The organism is Mucilaginibacter sp. (assembly GCF_025359345.1).
Lineage (GTDB): Bacteria > Bacteroidota > Bacteroidia > Sphingobacteriales > Sphingobacteriaceae > Mucilaginibacter.
In genome coordinates this window covers 105,637-124,813 of the sequence record NZ_JANYGQ010000032.1, presented here as the reverse complement: position 1 = coordinate 124,813, position 19,177 = coordinate 105,637, and the positions used below count along the sequence as shown (strand labels likewise).

At 42.8% G+C, this 19,177-nt stretch carries 16 protein-coding genes; 4 read left to right on the top strand and 12 right to left on the bottom strand.

The window, feature by feature from the left end:
* The first annotated feature begins 7 nt into the window (after positions 1-7).
* A complete protein-coding gene (gene rseP, locus Q0R52_RS20960; protein WP_295798065.1) occupies positions 8-1,345 on the top strand; it encodes an RIP metalloprotease RseP in 1,338 nt (445 codons plus the stop codon).
* A gap of 74 nt (positions 1,346-1,419) precedes the next feature.
* Here the strand turns inward: rseP and Q0R52_RS20955 are convergent, their stop codons facing one another.
* The 5 genes from Q0R52_RS20955 to Q0R52_RS20935 all read right to left on the bottom strand — a co-directional run bounded on the left by Q0R52_RS20955 (position 1,420) and on the right by Q0R52_RS20935 (position 6,685).
* Positions 1,420-1,974 (bottom strand): DUF4199 domain-containing protein, encoded by a 555-nt coding sequence (locus Q0R52_RS20955; RefSeq protein WP_295798063.1) that lies wholly within the window; start codon positions 1,972-1,974, stop codon positions 1,420-1,422.
* Positions 1,975-2,078: 104 nt separating this feature from the next.
* Positions 2,079-2,651: a DUF4199 domain-containing protein gene (locus Q0R52_RS20950; protein WP_295798061.1), complete on the bottom strand. Its 573-nt coding sequence runs from the start codon at positions 2,649-2,651 to the stop codon at positions 2,079-2,081.
* A gap of 19 nt (positions 2,652-2,670) precedes the next feature.
* Positions 2,671-3,339, bottom strand: coding sequence for a hypothetical protein (locus tag Q0R52_RS20945; RefSeq protein WP_295798056.1), 669 nt, complete (start codon positions 3,337-3,339; stop codon positions 2,671-2,673).
* A gap of 4 nt (positions 3,340-3,343) precedes the next feature.
* Positions 3,344-4,597: a dihydroorotase gene (locus tag Q0R52_RS20940; protein WP_252790425.1), complete on the bottom strand. Its 1,254-nt coding sequence runs from the start codon at positions 4,595-4,597 to the stop codon at positions 3,344-3,346.
* A gap of 33 nt (positions 4,598-4,630) precedes the next feature.
* On the bottom strand, positions 4,631-6,685 hold the full coding sequence (locus Q0R52_RS20935) for a BatA domain-containing protein (RefSeq protein ID WP_295798051.1): 2,055 nt from the start codon (positions 6,683-6,685) through the stop codon (positions 4,631-4,633).
* Positions 6,686-7,232: 547 nt separating this feature from the next.
* On the opposite strand from Q0R52_RS20935, the gene Q0R52_RS20930 reads away from it, so the two are divergent.
* Genes Q0R52_RS20930 through Q0R52_RS20920 form a run of 3 tightly spaced genes read left to right on the top strand, consistent with a single transcriptional unit; the run spans position 7,233 to position 11,291 of the window.
* The gene (locus tag Q0R52_RS20930) at positions 7,233-8,303 is read left to right on the top strand and encodes a histidine kinase (RefSeq protein ID WP_295798048.1); all 1,071 of its coding nucleotides are present in this window, start codon (positions 7,233-7,235) and stop codon (positions 8,301-8,303) included.
* Positions 8,300-8,995 (top strand): response regulator, encoded by a 696-nt coding sequence (locus Q0R52_RS20925; RefSeq protein WP_295798045.1) that lies wholly within the window; start codon positions 8,300-8,302, stop codon positions 8,993-8,995. The genes Q0R52_RS20930 and Q0R52_RS20925 overlap by 4 nt, the downstream gene beginning before the upstream one ends.
* A gap of 28 nt (positions 8,996-9,023) precedes the next feature.
* Positions 9,024-11,291 carry a CocE/NonD family hydrolase gene (locus Q0R52_RS20920; RefSeq protein WP_295798043.1) on the top strand — a complete coding sequence of 756 codons (2,268 nt, stop codon included), beginning with the start codon at positions 9,024-9,026 and terminating at the stop codon, positions 11,289-11,291.
* A gap of 50 nt (positions 11,292-11,341) precedes the next feature.
* Here the strand turns inward: Q0R52_RS20920 and Q0R52_RS20915 are convergent, their stop codons facing one another.
* The 7 genes from Q0R52_RS20915 to Q0R52_RS20885 form a co-directional block, all read right to left on the bottom strand.
* Positions 11,342-12,517, bottom strand: a complete 1,176-nt coding sequence (locus tag Q0R52_RS20915) for an aldose epimerase family protein (RefSeq protein WP_295798040.1) — start codon at positions 12,515-12,517, stop codon at positions 11,342-11,344.
* A gap of 42 nt (positions 12,518-12,559) precedes the next feature.
* A complete protein-coding gene (locus Q0R52_RS20910) occupies positions 12,560-13,621 on the bottom strand; it encodes a glycoside hydrolase family 2 TIM barrel-domain containing protein (RefSeq protein ID WP_295798038.1) in 1,062 nt (353 codons plus the stop codon).
* 238 nt (positions 13,622-13,859) lie between these two features.
* On the bottom strand, positions 13,860-15,293 hold the full coding sequence (locus Q0R52_RS20905; protein ID WP_295798036.1) for a beta-lactamase family protein: 1,434 nt from the start codon (positions 15,291-15,293) through the stop codon (positions 13,860-13,862).
* 84 nt (positions 15,294-15,377) lie between these two features.
* Positions 15,378-16,409: a glycoside hydrolase family 43 protein gene (locus Q0R52_RS20900; protein WP_295798033.1), complete on the bottom strand. Its 1,032-nt coding sequence runs from the start codon at positions 16,407-16,409 to the stop codon at positions 15,378-15,380.
* A gap of 78 nt (positions 16,410-16,487) precedes the next feature.
* Entirely contained in the window at positions 16,488-17,357 is an 870-nt protein-coding gene (locus Q0R52_RS20895; protein WP_295798031.1) for an HAD-IIA family hydrolase, read from the bottom strand.
* A 142-nt stretch (positions 17,358-17,499) separates the two neighbouring features.
* Positions 17,500-18,606 (bottom strand): hypothetical protein, encoded by a 1,107-nt coding sequence (locus tag Q0R52_RS20890; RefSeq protein ID WP_295798028.1) that lies wholly within the window; start codon positions 18,604-18,606, stop codon positions 17,500-17,502.
* A gap of 156 nt (positions 18,607-18,762) precedes the next feature.
* Positions 18,763-19,149 (bottom strand): GxxExxY protein, encoded by a 387-nt coding sequence (locus Q0R52_RS20885; RefSeq protein WP_295798027.1) that lies wholly within the window; start codon positions 19,147-19,149, stop codon positions 18,763-18,765.
* Positions 19,150-19,177: the final 28 nt, after the last annotated feature.

Below are 19,177 nucleotides of genomic sequence, written 5' to 3'. Positions count from 1 at the left end.
TATATAAATGAGTATAGTGATTATGGTGGGCCAGCTTATACTGGGCCTTTCTATTTTAGTAATTCTGCACGAACTTGGCCATTTCCTGGCCGCCAGGGCCTTCGGCATTAAGGTAGATAAGTTCTACCTGTTTTTTGATGCCTGGGGCTTTAGTCTTTTTAAATTTAACTACAAAGGTGTTGAGTATGGCATAGGCTGGCTGCCACTGGGCGGCTATGTAAAAATTGCCGGGATGATTGACGAATCGATGGATACCGAGCAACTGGCCGGCCCGCCGCAGCCATGGGAGTTCCGCTCGAAACCAGCCTGGCAGCGCCTTATTGTAATGCTTGGCGGTATATTTGTAAATATTGTATTAGGCATATTTATATTTTGGATTTTAACCATTAAATACGGCGAAACCTATACACCAAACGCTGCACTTAAATACGGTATTCTTCCTGGCAAACTAGGCATGAAAATAGGTTTGCAGCCTGGTGATAACATTACCGCAATAAACGGTCAAAAGGTTATACGTTTTGAAGAGCTTACCAGCACAAAAGTAATATTAGGCAATACCGATTTAACAGTGCTACGAAACGGGCAAACACTTCATGTTAAAGTGCCCGGCAATTTAATCAATGACCTTGGCGACGTTAACTCCACTATAGAAGATTTTATAAGCAGGGACCCGCGATTTAAATTTTCCGTCGATTCAGTTTCCCCAAAAACAGGCGCCGCAAAAGCGGGCATAGTTAAGGGCGATAGCATATTGGCTATCAACGCTGTTAAAATCACCTATTTTGATGAATTGCACGCGCAGTTGCAGCAATTCAAAAACAAACAGGTACAGGTTACCATAAAACATGGCGATAGTGTACAGCATAAAATTGCACACATAGATAAAGACGGGATATTGGGCTTTTCGCCAAATCCCGATCTTCCAAAAAAAGACAGGTTGACTTATGGCTTTTTCGGCTCATTCCCGGTTGGCGCTACCAAGGCCTGGGGAACATTTACCGATAACGCAAAAGGTATTGGCAAAATGATTAAGGGCGAAGTTAAGTTAAACAAAGCTGTTAGCGGCCCTGTAGCAATTGCAACCATGTTTGGCGGTCATTTGGACTGGATCCGTTTCTGGAGCCTGGTAGGCTTTTTATCGATGGTACTGGCGTTAACCAACCTATTGCCAATACCCGCCCTTGACGGTGGCCACGCGGTGTTCCTGGTAATTGAAATGATAAAGGGAAAACCACTAAGCGATAAGTTTTTGGAGCGTGCCCAGATAGTAGGTTTCGTACTGTTGATAACACTAATGGTATTTGTGTTTGGCAACGATATTGTGAGGCAGGTAATGAAGAAATAAATTTTCAAACTGATAGTAAACAAAACAGGCCGCTTCAAATAGAAACGGCCTGTTTTGTTATTGATAGTTCCGGCTTAAACTGCCGGGTCTGAATAATTACTATCCTGCACCATATCCAGCGGAGAGCGCTCCTTTTTAAAGATGGCTGCCCCTATTAATGCAATTATCGCACCCATAATTGGAGTTCCTATGGCCACACCAACTACCGCTATCAATATTCCGTATTTTCTGCTGATGTTCATAGCAGACTCAATTTGATCGGACGACAAAGTACCTTTCGCCTCCAGGTTCTTTTGAGCGGCATTCATTGCCTGGTCCCAAACCGCAGGGCTTAACATAGTGAAGTAAATGTACGTGAAGATAGCTACCATTATGCCATAGAAAACCGAGAATAAAAAGCCCTCGAGAAAAGCCTGACCAAAGGTTACGAAGCCGCCAAGCTTGTCCTTAAACTCCTTTTGGCCTAGTAGTAAGAAAGCTATGAAAAAAACGTAGCTTATATATTTTACCGGTGAATTAACATCTACATTCAAAAGCTGGAATGCGTAAGTAATCACTATTGAAACGAAGAAACCGATGAGTGCCCATTTGATGGCGACACTACTCGGTGAGGGAGCGACATTTTCCATTGTTATTTGGTTTTAAGTTTTCTTAAATGTAATAAATAATTTTGATTTAAAAGTTTAGGGAATAAAAAAAGCAAGACTTGTAGGTCTTGCTTTTCTGCAATATCTTATAAGTTGGAAACCGTGCCGGGCGGGTCCCGCTTAAACAGCGCACCAAATACAAGGGCTAAAATAAATATAAAGATGATAGAGATAATTATACCCTGTATGGTACTGCCAACTGTTGGAGCTGGTTGTGTAAAATCTTTTTTTAATTCGGCTATGTCTTTATCTATCACCTGGGGGGTGTTACCCCTTTGCTTAAGTATGGCGGCCTTGGCATTGACAGCAGCGGTCTGAACCTTTAGGGCGTTGCCGGGTTCAACAAACTTATCAAAAATTATATCCTTCCCGATAAATTGCAAAACGAACGCAACTAAAAACATTGTAAATATGCCGGTTGTAGCTTGCTTAAAAGTCCAATACCCGCCAACATCTTTGCGCGCTTTAAAGCACAGAAACGTAACACAAAATATTGGCAAAAAAATCGCGAAAATTATCGGTCCCGCCACAAACATTGCTGGTGATGGCGTGGCCGTGATAAAATAAAAAGAAGCGATGCTAAGCGCGGTAACAATTATACCCAAAATCACCCCGCTTTTAACCCCGTTTATTTTTATCTGTCGTTCAATAGAATCCATTATAACAATTGATTTACAGCTATTTAAAGCTGATAAGTATTTCTAAAACAGCCATATCAAACTCCACTTCAATAGCATTGTCGGCTATACTGTTCTTTGCTTCTTCGGTTGGCTCTGTATTGTGAAAAAAGCACATTATAGGGTAAAACAGTTCTTTCAATTCCGAATCATCCGGTAGTTTATTAGCTACTTTTGTTATCTCGGCAACCGGGCTTTCCATCAAAACCTGGTGGGCTATAACCGGTTCATAAATGCGGTATTCGTCCTGGAACTCGTCTTCATCAACCAGTAAAAATTCTTTTAAGTAGTCTTCCAGTCCCGGCTCAATATCTTCGTCCTCACATTCATTCAAGTAAAGCAGCAGGTTTAATAGCTCGGTACCACGGTCAATGGTTTCCTCTTCAATGGCTTCCCACTCTGGGGTATCAAGGTAATCTTCTTCCAGTTTTTTAACATCAGCGCTGAAAAAATTAACCAGCAGCAAATCAAAAAATACCTCGCGCAATACCTCCAGCTGTGGAAAATCATCGAAAACCTCGTCGAGCATGGCAACCTTGCTCATAAAGTCTTCTTCCGAGTCGAAAACCTCGTCGATCACGCTGGAAAAAGGTGTAGCATCAAAGCTACTATATTTCGAAAAAGCCGTTAAGGCGGCCTCAATGGCTGATTCTACTTTTGAGTCTATCATGTTTTTATTGTTTATAAAAGTGATTGTTATTGGTGGTTAACAATACTTTACCTTTTAAGTTCTGCCCTATGTATGGCGAGTTATATGATTTTGATTTGTTATTAGCTTTAGTGTATTCCCATTCTTCGCCCAGGTCAAACAGCACCAGGTTGGCATCATTTCCTTCGGCGATGGAAGGTATTTCAACGTTTAGTATCTCACGCGGGGCAATGGCGAGTTTTTCGATAATAAGCTCAATATCCAACCCTGCTTTTAATGCCAGCGCAAATGCTGTTTGCAAACCGATAATACCGAATTCGGCTACCTCAAACTCAACATCTTTAAACTCCACCTCGTGCGGTGTATGTTGCGATACTATGGCGTCAATGGTGCCGTCTTTCAGCCCTTTTAACAAGGCGTTAACATCGTCGCGGGTGCGCAGCGGTGGTTTAACCTTGTAAAGGCTGTCGAAGCCTAATAGCGCCTCGTCGGTAAGTACCAAATGGTGTGCAGCCACGTCGCAGGTAACTTCGAGGCCTTTGCGTTTAGCTTCCCTTATCAGTTCAACCGAGCGGGTGGTAGAGATAGTTGTAAAGTGTATTCTTGAGCCTGTATACTCAGCCAGGTAAAGGTCGCGCGCTATCATCAGTTCTTCGGCCAGCGGCGGGATGCCCTTCATGCCTAATATGGTGCTTATTTCACCCTCGTTAACCTTGGCCTTGCCTGCAATGGCAGTATCTTCGGGATACGAAATTATCAGCGCATCAAAACCCTGTGCATACAGTAAAGCACGCTCCATAAGCCCTGCATCCTGCACCGGGCGGTTACCATCGGTAAATGCTTTGGCGCCGCTCAAAAACATGTCGTACATCTCGGCAAGGTCTTTGCCTTCGCGTTTATGCGATATTGCACCAAGTGGGTATACATCAACCAGGTTTCTTTTTGCCCGGTTCATTAAATACTCTATCTCTGCTTTTGAATGTACAGGCGGTATGGTGTTTGGCATTAAAGCTACCCCGGTAAAACCACCTGCAGTGGCGGCAGCGGTACCGGTCTTTAAGTCTTCCTTTGTTTCAAGGCCCAGTTCGCCAATATTGCAGTTCAAATCAAAAAAGCCCGGCGATACAAACAATCCTTCTGCTTCAACTAATTCCGCATCGGCTTCCAGTTCGGGGGCTATCCTGGTGATAATCCCTTTCTCAATTAAAATATCAACAACCTTTTGGTTAAACGGTGAGTTTGGGTCAATAACGGTAGCGGACTTAATAAGCAAATTCATTTATTATGCTTTAATGGTGGGTTTTTTATCCATTTAAACCTGTTGCTCTACGTTGCGATAGGTGGTTTTATAAAACCTAATCAGCAGTATTTCGGCAGCCAGGAAAATTAATGCCAAAATTATACAAAGTTTCCATAATTGTAACCCGAAATTTGTTTCAGTTACGTTCCCTTTTAACGAGCCTTTACCACTCTCCATTATTTCGGCAACCTGTGGTACGGCTATGGCCATTTGGGCATTGGTCAAATAACTCAAGTCCGACTCGCTCCTGTTATCGTTAAAGGCCAGCACGGCAACGGTGCTGTCAACCTTTTTCAAATCGTAAATTCCAGTTTCATGCAATTGGTCGGCAACGTAAACCAGGGTGCTTCCCTCCTGCTGTTTGGTATCGGGGATAATGCTTTGTGTGCCTTTTACCAGTTTATGCAACTGCTTTTCGTTGGTTTGTATGGGCAGGGTTTCAATATTTTCATCTTTGCCGAGGGTATAAAACAAAGGTTGGTCGTGCCCGCTTAATAAGGCTATCCTGAACATCACAGGCACAAACAGTGCATGGCGCGGCAGGTTGCTGAAATCTTCGTTAAGCGGCACTGCAGAAAGGAATACTTTGCCGTTGCCGCTTTTGTAGCCGGCCCAAAAAACTTTGTTGCCGGGCATGCCCATCAAAGTTTCTGCACGGTTGCCGGTTGATGAGCTTAACTCGTAATATTTTTTTACCAGCGGCAGATCAGGGTTTTGCGGAAAACTTTCGAAGATGCTTTTAAAAACTTGGCTTTGCTGGTTAATAGCGGTCACTTTTGTTTCTTCGGTAGTTATTTTCTGCGGATAAGCGGCGTTTAACGGTTGCAGCAACGACTGGTAGCTGGCAACATCTGCATTAACCGACGGGAAAACAACCAATGTGCCACCCTTGCTCACATAGCTCTTCAATTGCTGCGAAAGCCCGGTTGAAATGGCATCTACATCGCTTAAAATAATCAATGGGTAGGTGTTTAAAGCCGCATAGTCAACATTGCCATCAGGCACACGTTTGGCAGCAAAAAATGGGTCGGCAGCAAATACGGCTTTTAAATACAGGTTGGCAGTACCGCCGTCAATCAGCAACACATGCATCTGCTGCGCGGCATTAAAAGCGAAATAAAACTGGTTATCAAAAGTTACCGGGTTATCCTGCAAGGTTATTTCGGCCCGCTGCCAGCCCGGTTTCAGGCCCGAAAACGTTAAAGTATCATATTGAACCGAGCGCGCCTTAACGGTATAACTGCCCAAGGCCTTTTGTTCGCCGTTTATCACCAGCTTAAGCGGAATTTTTTCTGCAGATTTATCGGCATAGTTATGCAAGCGCACTACCAGCTTTTCGCTTTCGCCGGGACGGTGTATCGCGCTAAGTAAAGCAACTGAATCCACCGCAACATTTGGCAGGGTACTAGCTTTTAGCTGTACCATCGTTATTCGCGTTCCTGTATCAGCCTTAACCGGCCGGCCGGCAGCCATGTTGTCCTGGAAATCAGAAACGATATAAATTGAACGAATACCTCCGCGGTGCATGTCAAGCAGACTTTGCTGCCTGCTGATTATCTGCTGCAAACTACGGCTTTGCGGACTGATCTTTACCGCATCAACGGCATCATCAAACTCATCGCGACTTAGCAGGCGCTGGTGCTTGCCCTCAAAATCCTGTGTAAGTAATTGGAAATTATCGTTTATACTGTAGGCCGATGCAATTTCCTTGGCGCGGCGTTTGGCCTCATCGAGCAAGGTGCCCTCGCGGTTAAGGGTTTGCATGGAGTATGAATTGTCAACAAAAATGCTTACGGCCTGCAGTTTGCCTGCATTGGCTGCGTTTTTTCCGGGGATAAATGGTCGGGCAAATGCCAGCACCAGGAACAATAAAGCCAATAACCTTGCCGCCAGTATGAGCCGTTCTTTTAAGTTTCGCCGGTGCGATTGCTGCTCCTGCACGTCCTTTAAAAACTGCACATTGCTAAAATATACTTTCTGATACCTGCGGAAATTAAACAGGTGTATAAGAATGGGTATGGCCAGCGTTACCAATGCAAATAGGAAGGCAGGATATAAAAAATGCATACTATTGTGCGGGATTGGCACTAGACAAAAGTACAAAAAATAAAAAAAAGTAAACCATAAATACCGTGAATGTGTATAATTACTTTCTTTTTTGGCGCAACTTTTTTCTTTATTTGTACAGCATCAAGGGGTGTTCAGGCGATTATTTGTTTGATAAAATATCATCCTAAAAAACACAATTACGCTATTACTTCTACTACTTGTTTTGGTTTTGGTTTTTGTTTTTATTTAGTGTAACGCTACCTGGAACAAGACCTGGATCACCACCTGGATCAATACCTGAACATCGCATAGCTATAAAAAGCTGTTAATCAATAATATATATACTCTAAAATCAATGTTGTTTTACGGTGCGTTAAACGGGTTGTTTTTAGTGCCATTTTTGTGAAATTTTGGCGACATCCAGTGGCTATTGAATCAAATTTCGCAGCAAAACGTTCATTGTAGTCATTTTAGCTATATCTCCCCGCCTATCCCCCAAACACCGCGCTCCTGTACTTTATCTTTTTAGTTGCCAATAATTTCGTTGCTTTGATTAAAATATTAGTTGAAACAACAATTGAGCCCTAAAATAAACATATCGCTTTACTGGAAATGCCAGTTTATTGGCTGGAGTGTTGCAGCCCTGTATTGGGAGTACCGTGGGTTCACACGCAGTACGCACTTTAGCTGGTTATTGGCCGCCCTACAATTTATAAGCGATGTGGTTATTTATATTTTGCTTACACATTTATACCGCAATTATGCATTAAGGCATAACTTCCAAAACCTAAACTTGGGGCAATTGCTTAAACGCATTATCCCCGGCGCCGTTGTTATGGGCGTTGCATACACGCTTGCTACTACAGTTAAATTATACCTGTTTCAGTTTTGGTTTTTCCAGTCGCCGGTGCAGACTTATGCCGATTTTTTCAAACAGAATGCGGAGGCCATTTTTATAGGCGGCACCAGGCTCATGTCTATCTGGTTGCTGGCTTATCACATGTATCACTATGCACAACGGGAAATACGCACAAGCAAGGAAAATGCACGGTTGGCCATTATATCGCGTGAGGCACAATTGAGCAATTTATCGGCACAACTTAACCCGCATTTTTTGTTCAACTCATTAAATAACATCAAGGCGCTGGTTATTGACAACCCCAAATCGGCAAGGCGGGCGATTGATTTGCTGTCGGACCTGTTGCGTACCAGCCTTTACAATGGTGAGATAATGCAGATCAGCCTGCGTGACGAAATTAATTTGGTTAAAGACTATCTTGAACTGGAAAAATTAAGATTTGAAGAGAGGCTGCAATTCGCAATTAACGTTGATGATGATCTGGTTGCTATCCAAATCCCCCGGCTTTGTATACAAACCCTCGTCGAAAATGCAATAAAGCACGGAATTGCCAAAAGAAAGGACGGCGGGTTAATTACCATACGCACGGAAAAAACCGGGGGCTTTGTTAAAATTACAGTGCAAAATCCAGGCTTTTTAGAAGCCGGCGACGATGGCGTTGGCCTTAAAAACTTGAGAGAGCGACTAGCGCTCGAATATAAAGGCCGCGCCACTTTTGCTATAACAGGCGAACTGGATGATATTGTTTTAGCCACCATAAGCATCCCATCAGCATGAAAAAATTAAAAATTTTAATTATTGATGATGAGCGCAATGCCCGCGAGGAGATAAAGCTTTTATTGAAAAGCTACCCGGACGTTGAAATAATTGGCGAAGCAAAAAATGCAGATGATGCAAAAGAACAAATCGACATAAAAAAGCCTGATCTGTTATTCCTGGACATCCAAATGCCGGAAAAAACAGGGTTCGATTTATTGGAATCACTGGATAATGTGCCTCAAGTTATATTTACCACCGCATACGACCAATACGCTGTAAAAGCTTTCGAGGTAAGTGCTATTGACTACCTGATGAAACCCATACGCGAGGAACGTTTTGCAAAAGCGATGGAGCAGCTGAAAGTGAAATCAGCCTCAAAAAATGATGACAGGATATTTGTTAAGGACAGGCAGCAATATCATTTTATCAGTTGGAACAAGGTGCATCTGATTGAGTCTTTGGATAATTATGCACGCCTATTTTTTGACGATAAGAGTGTGTTTTTAAAAACCTCATTGAATTTATTGGAACAAAAACTCGATGAATCTTTATTTTTCCGGGTGAACAGGGCACAAATCATCAACCTTAATTATATCGATAAAATAATTCCGTTACCAGGCGGTAAACTTAAAGTATTACTAAAAACCGGCGATGCGCCCGAGGCATCCGACCGGCAATCGGTAAAGCTGAAAAAGCTGGTGAAAACATAAATCAAATCAATATTTAATTTAAAAAATCATGAACAGAAAACTCTGTATGGCATTGCTATGCCTTATTATAAGCGCTTTCAGTCGCGCGCAAAACGTCTATTTCCCCCAAATAAACAGTACCGACAGCGTTGCTGTCGCCAAACAAATACAGGTTTTGGCAAATGAGGTGATTAACCAATATCAAACAAACGACGATAAAAAAGCCTACCTCGATAATTTGTTTAAGCTCCAAATTATTGCCGGTAAATACACTGATGCGCTAAACAGCATAGCAGCATTACGCCAAATTGCAAAAACCGATGGCACGCAGTACCCCGCTTTATTGTATGCACAATACGAATTGTTTTGCCGGGCCGAACTCGCAAAGCAGACAAAAGGAATTCCGTTTAAGCAGGCATTTTACAATTTGGCCGGAGACTTTTTCAGAACGCTGGATGATAAAAGCGCGGTTTCGTTATCGTTTTCGTTCACCAGCAGAAGTGGGATAAGCGACTTAAAATCAGACTTTAAAAGCGGGTTAGTTAAACAACAACAAAAGGATAGCCTGGATATTAAAGATGCTATTGAACTTTGCAAAGCCTACAATCTCATGCATGTTCTTGAGGACATAGAACCGCTTAGCAAAACGATACAAAAGGCTGATGATAACCGCCGTTACATTATACAGGATAGTGTTTTTATAAAAGCGAAAAACGGAGTGGTACTCTCGGCTGTAGTAGTTCGAAAAAGAGGCATCGATATACCGCAGCCGGCCGTAATGCTGTTTTTTATTTACTCAAACCTTGAGCGAAGTTTGTACGAAGCAAAGAACGCAGCCGCTCGTGGTTACGTTGGGATTGTAGCCGACACGCGCGGCAAAAGGCTAAGCCCCGGCCCCATCGAACCTTACGAGCATGAGAATGAAGACGTAAACACGGTAATTGACTGGATAGCCGCTCAACCCTGGAGTAATGGCAAAGTGGGCATGTACGGCGGCAGCTATTCGGGCTTTTCACAATGGGCGGCAACAAAACACATGAACAAAGCCCTTAAAACCATAGTGCCTTATGTGGCAGCCATACCGGGGCAAGGCGTACCTATGGAAAATAACATCTTCCTGAATGTAAATTACCAGTGGGCTTTTTATGTAACCAACAACAAATACACGGACGATGCAGTAAACAACGACAATCAACGCTGGAGCAATCTTCGCAACAATTGGTACAATAGCGGCGCGGCATTTAATAAAGTCGACAGCATTGATGGCACGCCCAACCCATGGCAGCAAAAATGGCTGAAACATCCTGCATTCGATAAATACTGGCAGGCTATGGTGCCTTATAAAACTGATTTCGCCAAAATAAATATACCGGTGCTAACTTTTGAAGGATACTATGATGACGGGCAGATCTCAGGTATGCAATACGTCCTCGATCATTATAAATATAACCCGAAAGCCAACCATTACCTCATTATAGGCCCATACGATCATTTTGGAACTCAGCAAGGCGGCACGGCGGTTTTAAGGGATTACCATCTCGATCCTGTGGCGCCAATGCACACCCGGGATATTACTTTCGAGTGGTTTGATTACATACTGAAAGGCGGCAGAAAGCCTGCCATTTTAAAAGATAAAATAAATTACGAGGTGATGGGCGCCAATGTTTGGCAACACGCGCCGTCGTTAGATAAAATGTACAACAATACCCTAAAGCTGTACCTCACCAACATTAAAGCCGACAGCAACTACCTGATGGTTGATAAAAAGCCGGTCAAACCAGCATCATTGTACCAGGAAGTCAACCTTGCCGATCGCACGACTTCCAATAACGATTATTACCCCGACCCTATCATTAAAAAACAGCTTAACCGCAGTAATGGTCTGTTCTTTATCAGCAAACCATTTGATAAGCCCATACAGGTTAATGGCATATTTACAGGCGAACTAAAGGCCATCATCAATAAAAAAGATATGGATATCGGGGTTGTGCTTTACGAAGTAATGCCAAACGGTGACTACTTTGAACTTTCTTACTACCTGGGGCGTGCGAGCTATGCTAAAGATGCAAGCGTGCGCCACTTGTTGCACCCGGGTGTTAAAGAAACCATACCATTTACCCGTACGCGCATGGTGAGCAGGCGGCTAAGCAAAGGCAGCAGGTTACTGGTTGTTTTAAACATAGATAAAAACCCGTTTGCCCAGGTTAATTATGGAACCGGTAAAGATGTAAGTGAAGAAACTATTAAAGACGCCGGCGGACCCCTGAAGATATGGTGGGGGAACGATAGTTTTATTAATGTGCCGGTGATGCGATAAAACAAAAAAGCAGCATTGCCCAATGACAATGCTGCTTTTTTTTAATTGGTTTACTTAACCACCGAAAACTTATAAATCGATTGCGTTTTATAAACTTGCCCCGGTTTCAACAATGTTGAGGGGAACGAAGGCTGGTTTGGTGAATCAGGATAATGTTGTGTCTCTGCCGCGAACGAGGTGCGGAATTCATCCTTTTTACCATTCTTCATAGCATTGGCGCCTTTCATAAAGTTACCGCTGTAAAACTGCAGACCCGGCTCTTCGGTAAAGATTTCCATTTTTACGCCGCTTTTGTCGCCGGTGATGGCGGCAATCGGGGTTTTCATATCATGTTTGTTCAGTACAAAATTATGGTCGTAGCCTTTACCGTTTTTTAGCTGCACGTTATCATCGTTTATGCGTGCGCCTATTGCTGTTGATTTACGGAAATCAAACGGTGTGTTGGCAACTGTTTCTATTTTGCCAAACGGGATAAGTGTCGAATCAACCGGGATATAATTATCAGCATCAACCTGTAAAGTATGGTTTAAAATAGTGCCGCTGCTTTCGCCGTTCAGGTTAAAAAATGCGTGGTTGGTTAAATTCACTACGGTCGTTTTATCGGTAGTGGCTTCGTATTCACATTTAAAAGAATTATCATCGGTAAGCGAATAGGTTACTTTCACTTTCAGATTGCCTGGGAATCCTTCTTCCATATCTTTCGAAAGATAAGTTAGCTCCAAAGTTGTTGAATCAATTTGTTTGCCATCCCAAACCATTTCCTGGAAACCGTTTTTACCGCCATGCAGCATATTTGGCGCGTTGTTGGTACTTGATTGATATTCCTTACCGTCAATCTTAAATTTGCCCTTTGCAATCCGGTTACCGTAACGGCCTATGGTTGCCCCATAATAACGCTCGGTTGAATGAACAAAACCACCTACACTGTCAAATCCCAATACAACGTCAGTCATCTTACCAGCTTTATCAGGCACTAAAATGCTTACTACACGACCGCCGTAATTGGTAATAGCGGCTTCCATACCATGTTTATTTTTTAAAATATATAAGTGGGTTTGTTTGCCGTTAATAGTTTTTGCGTAAGCGGAAGTGTCGGGCAGGGCAGCATGTGTTGTACTGTCGGTCATGGTGGTTGTTTTTTTATCAGTTGATGGTTGGTTACAGGCCGACATCGCGAAAATGCAGGCAGGTAACATTATTGCAGAAATGTTTTTAATAAGATTCATAGGGTTGCTAATTTAGTTATTTGGTTTTGTTAAGGTTAGTATTTATTTATCGTTTAATTGCTTTATCAGGGCAACTTCTTCCTGTTTGTATGGCGTTCCATCCTTGCGGAAAATATCATGAAACCAAACTTTCGGTTCGCTGCCATCAGGCATTGGGGTATCCCAGGCATAAATGGTATTGGTTTTACCGCTTACAAAACCCCAGTTTATAGCCCCTACATTGTCCTTTTTCAGCATTGGCATCGTATTTTCAAAGGTGCTGCTGCGTGGCCTTGCCATGTATTCGGTACATATCAAAGGGCGCTGGTAAAGCTTCAAAAAGTCAATTTCGTGCTGGTGCATGTCCGGCGTCTCGTAATTGTGGTAGGTTATCACATCCGAGTTTTCAACCTGAACCTGGTTAAGTTCTTTCAGTTCCTGGTTCCAAACACCTGCACTTACCGGCTGGTCGGGCCGTATAGCATGTGCCCATGTGAACACCTTAGCCAAAAGAGTGGCGGCTATTTTATTTTTATCGCCATTACCAGGCTCATTGTATAAATCCCACAATAATATGCGTTTGTCGTGTTTAAAGGTGGTTAATATATCGTTCACATAAATTTGCAGACCAGCGTATTGCGCGGGGTTTGTAAGTGGCACACCGGGGTCCTGCATCCAGCCCGAATTGTGGATACCCGGCTTTGGGTCCGGCTGTTTACCGGGATGCGCATTGGGGTTCCAGCAGTCATCAAAAAACACAAAAATGGTTTGTATGTGGTGCTTATCCGCTATGGCGAGGTACTTATTTATCCGAGTTTTAAAGCCGGAGGGGTCTTCTTTCCATACCACGCTGTGCAGAAACACCCGCATCGTGTTCATACCAATACCTTCAGCATAGCCTAGTTCACGGTCGATCGTTGCGGGGTCGAACGTATCAGCCTGCCACATTTCCAGCTGGTTAATGGCTGTGCTGGGCGTAAAATTGGCGCCGTTTATCCATTTGTGCTGCGCATACCAGGCATTGGCTTTTTCAACAGACCATAAGCCCGGGACGGACGCCTTTTGCGCTATAGCAGCGGAGCTGAACATCAGCAGCAGCCCGGCAAGGATAACTTTAACTCTCATGCGTGGTTTTGATGGTTTATATATGTCAAACATACAATAAAAAACATAAAGACAGTAGCAGGATTAAAATTGTGTTAACTATATCACACGTTTTTTTTTGCCACAGACCAGCGACCTGTGCTAATGGATCGCCCCCTTTCAACCCTCCGGGTGTATTGGGCCCTGCTTAATGTAAATTTCCCGGTAGGGATTAATGTGTTTGCGCACGGCTGCCGCCTCGCGTGAAGTGACCGTGCTGCTATTTACTTTCAAGCTTTTTTAGCCGCCCCCTTGCCTCTTCATCTTTTGCATTGATGCTGATAGCTTTTTTGTAGGTTGCTATGGCCTCATCTCTTCGTCCCATTTCTTCATACGCTCTACCTAAGCTGTCGAATATGATATCGTGGCCGGGAAACTCTTCGGCATTCTTCTTAAAAATCAACAGTGCCTCGTCATATCTTTTTAGGTCAAGAAGTTGATGGCCTACCCTGTCCATGTTCCACCATTCCACAAAAAAATGCGCGGTGTCTTTTTTGAGTATGTCATATTGCTTAATCGCGGCAACAACGCCATACTTACTGATTACCTGTTCAACAACTTTGTGCACCGGCTGTTTTATGGCTACCGGTTTATTGTACAATATTTTGAGCAGCGATTTGGTGATGCCAAAAAAATCGGTAGGTGCGCTATTGCACAGGAAAATAATAAAGCTGTTGGTTTCAGGTACGCGCACAATAAAGGAGAGGAACCCTTCGGTCATCCCCAGGTGATAGTTGGTGAAAACGCTATCCTTGTCGGTGTATTTAAAGTTTTGATTAAACCAGCCGAAGCCATACCGCCACGGGCGGATGCCTGGCGTAAAGGCCTGTTTAGTTAGTTGTTTGTTTAGCAACCGGTTATCAGATATTGCCACATGCCATTTAAACATATCTTCCACCGTCGAATAAATATCCCCGGTACCCAGCGTGTTCGACTGGTCCCTGAAATCGGAACTTGTGTATCCGCCAAGGCTGTAATCATACCCGGTTGCCCGTTTGGAAACCACCTGCGTATGATAATAAGAACCCGAACTGTTCATGCCCAGCTTATCGAAAATATCCTCTTTCATCAGCTGCGCGTACGATTTACCGGATACGCGCTCTAATATATATCCCAACGTATAATAACCCCAACTGCTATAATTGTAATTGGTTCCCGGCGTAAAAAGCAGGGTCGAATCCATGTATAGTTTGATGTAATCTTCCCTGTTGTAATATTGCCGCGTAACGCGCGGAAAAAAATCAGGAATTGCCTCATATCCCGCAATGCCCGAAGTGTGGCTAAGTAATTGCCTGATGGTTATACGCCGTCCATTTTTTTCGGAATAGGACGGTATATAATCGCTGATGGTTTTATTTAGATCAATAAGCCCTTTCTGCACCTGTATCAGCACCAGATATGCCGTAAGCGACTTAGAGATAGACCCGAGCATAAATTTCGTGTCGGTAGTATTCGGGATGTTCCACTCCCGGTTGGCAAGCCCGAAACCTTTTTTGTAAATCACCTGGTTATTTTCGGCAACAAGTATGCTGCCGTCAAACATGTTAAAGCGGTGGTAAGCCTGCATCAGGGTGTCTATACGGTCGGCTTTCGATTGGGCTGAGGCGCAAACACAGCAAAATAACAGGACCATCATATAATAGTACCTCTTCATAATGGGTCAGTTTGTTAAGAAAATGCCGTAAAAATTCAGGGGTATTTATAATTTACCAAACGTGAATGTAGGAATAAATTCTCTTTATTCCGACGGCGCGTTCAGGTACATCCCTTCCTTAACCGGCACACCAAAATTTGGCGAACCATCCTTATTCCAGGTAAATTGCTGCATGCGGGGCGACCGGTCTTTACCGCATCCCTGCCCCGGCTGCGAATTGGCGTGGTAAATTATCCAATCCTGCTTGCCATCGGCCGATTTAAAAAATGAGTTATGTCCGGGTGCGTACACTTTGTTGGTAATTGATTGTTTAAAAACCGGCGTTTCTGATTTTGCCCAGGAAGTTGAATCGAGCAAGTTTTTATCTGCCGATGTGCTTAGCATTCCTAATGCATAATAATCTGTCCAGCAGCCGCTAGCGGAGTATATTAAAAACAGTTTGTTTCCATGCTTTAATACCTCCGGGCCTTCGTTTACATTTACATGCGGCGGGTTGCTCTTCTCGCCCAGGTCGCCGTATTTTTCCCAGTCATATTTCGGGCTCGATATTTTAACCCGCTTGCTACCGATTGTCCACGGATTTTTTAGCTCCGCGATATAGATATCCTGTTCACCGTTTTTATCGCCTTCCCAGCCGGCCCAAATCATGTATAGTTTACCTTTATTTTCAAACACCGAAACATCAATGGCCCATTTATTGGTTTCGTCGCCTACCTTTCCCTTAAAAGTCCAATCGCCCTGCATTGGATCGGCCGATGGATTTTCCAGCACATAAATGCGGTGATGGTCGTTGTCGCCGTCGTCTGCTGCAAAATACATGTACCATTTATGGTTGATAAAGTGCAGTTCGGGCGCCCAAAGTTCTTTCGAATACATGGTGCCGGCCGGCGGTGTCCAAATGGTTTTGTTCGGTGCCGATTTTAAATCAGCCATGTTTTTTGTTTTATACAGGATAAGCTTACTGCCCATGGAGTTGGTATAGTAATAATAGCCTGCATGATAAATTACCCAAGGGTCGGCTCCGGACAGAAGTAGTGGATTGGCGAATGTTTTTTGCTGCGCGGATGCAGAATTGAAGGCCAATACTGCTAACAAAATATTTATGAACTTTTTCATAGGTATCACTTTACGTGTTTATCGTAGTGAAGTGAAGCGATGCATCGCGTCTTTATCAAACAAATCCTAAATTATTTTCTAAAACCTAAACCCTGTCAAATCAACCACTGCCGAATCACAGATATAGGTAGGCACAATGCCGGTAGATGTTATCCGGTTATCAGCGTCCTTCGCCAATGTATTGCCCGACAATACGAGTACTGTATCCAAGCCGAATTTATTGCCGCCTAAAATGTCGGTTTGCAGGGTGTCGCCCACCATCACTATTTGTTTTTTGGTAATTGGCCTGTACTCCCGTATCATATCATAAGCAAACATAAACATCTGCGAATCAGGCTTGCCAAAGCGGATAAACTGTTTGCCGATAATACTCTCAATCATCGCGGCTATACCTCCTATTGCTATGCCTACGTCATGAATAGAAACCGGGTACGCCCTGTCGGTATTGGCAACTATTACCGGGATGGTACGTTTGCGCAGGATATTTACGGTTTTATTTAAATCGGCACACCAATCGAAACCCTCATCATCCAAGAAAGCAAGGGCGTTAACTTTGTCGATATTGCTGCTGTCAATTTCGCGAACCGGCAAAGTATGCAGCCCCGAACTCTCGATGTAATGCGACGACTCCGGCGTGCCTAAAAATGCTACTATGCCGTCATCCACCTTTAAATCCAAATATTCTTTGGTAAGCATGCCGGATGATATAATTCTATCCGAAGTAATAACCGACAAGCCATTTTTATGGTAACTCTCTGCCAGTTGCGCCGGGCTTCGTGAGGCATCATTGGTTACTATGTAATACTCTTTGCCTTGCGCCAGTAAATACTCAAACGTCTTTTCTATCCCGGGCATTAACCCCTGGTAGGTTTTTATTACGCCGAACGCATCAAAAAATATGATATCGTATTTATCAATTATCGATTTAAAGTTTTCTATGCGTTTCATGGAGATGAGTTGATTGAGTTAGATTGGGTTGATTAAGTTGATTGAGTTAAAAATATTTGTTCCTTGTTGCTTTCTTTTGGATCTCGCCGAATTCCCCACAACCTAATCAACCGCTCTCTTGTTCAACTTAATCAACTATTTATTACAACCCTAAAGCACTAATTATCTTCTCCGCATCAAAATCACGATCGACTGATGGCAGGTAGATTGAAAAAGCTTCGGATTGCAGTTTTTTGGCATATTGTTCATTAAAAAAGTATTTGCCATCCTTTATCACGTAATTTAAAATAAAAAAGCGGTAAGCCTCTTTTAAAAACCTGATTTCGTCGGCAGTTATAGGGTTTACCTTGTGGTATTCCTTTAAAAACAGGATAAACCTGTCTTCCATCATGGTGGTTATCACGTAGCTGAATACCGTGCGGTCGCCCCTGTCTGAACAGACTCGGCTAAAAAAGTAAAAATCCAGTATCCGGTAGCTCATTCGGAACCAATCGTAGTCCCAGCGCGAATACAGTTCCAAATCGGATGTTACTGAAAAATTACCGATGTTCCAGTCGATAAAAACAGGTATAATCTCGAAGGAGTGCATATTGTACTTCGAGCGGTTTTTAAGGAAAAGATCGCAGTGATATTTTAGTAGATCGACCTGCATTGGGGTGCCAAACTGCTTTTCGTTGGTTTCCAGTTCCTTTTGCAATGCAAAAATATCCGTGCGTAATGTTTTCGACGATTTTGGCAGTACGTTTTTCACCCTTGAGCAAGCTTTGTGAAACTTGCCAACCTGCTGCCCTAATTTAATAATGTGATGCTCTTCCAGCCGCCGCGGTAAACGTTCAAGTATGCGCGTTGGGTTGTAAAAAATAACCCAGGCATCTGTTTTACCTTGTTTGTACCGATAAACATATACCCTGTTATTCTTTAAAAGTGATTTCGAAAGCAGGTTTTCGAAAGGATAGAGCAGGTTATTTGATAGCGCGTGGATAATACGGTGATCTTCTTTAAAGTGTTCGTATTTACCAAAATACGACAGCTTGGCAATTATAATATCATCATCCTCGAACGTAATGCGGAACACATGGTTAGTTGAAACCATCGCACTGATATCCTCTATTTCCCTTATCGTTTTTGACGAATCGTATCCCTCCCATGCTTTTTTCAATACGGCTTCATAATCAATTTTAATTTGAACCTTGGATGCACGAACCGGGAAGGATGGAAGAATGGTATTTTGTGTTGTTTTTTTATTCATTTTCTGAACCGGGATTTATGGATTTCAGAGATTTTTATGGATGTCGCTTTGCCGGTACAACATCACAGTTTATAAGATTGCCAAATTAAGCGGTTAATTTTTTATTAAACAACACTAACCGGTATTTATGAATTTTAAAGTTTTTCATGTTAAAATTTATTTGAATTTTTTATTTATAAGCCTCTTGAATGTTAAAGATTTACTACCAAAGTTTATTAACAAGCCAATTTCGATATTGTACGCTTCTAAATAATTTAATGCTTGCGCAAGATGAACGTCTTCGGTTTCTATTATCGCTTTCAATTCAACCATTATTAAATTTTCAACGAAAAAGTCAACTCTCCGCCTGCCCACCTCGATATTTCGATAAAAAATCGACATGACTTTTTCTCTTTCGAATGCAAGTCCCTCCGATTTCATTTCAATTTCCAAGGAGTTTTGATAAACGGATTCCACAAACCCATTACCCAGTGCCGAATGGACACGCATCGCGCAACCAATTATTCTATGCGTAATATCATCATACTTTAATTGCTCCGGCATACTTAAAAATCAAATCAATAATCTGCGG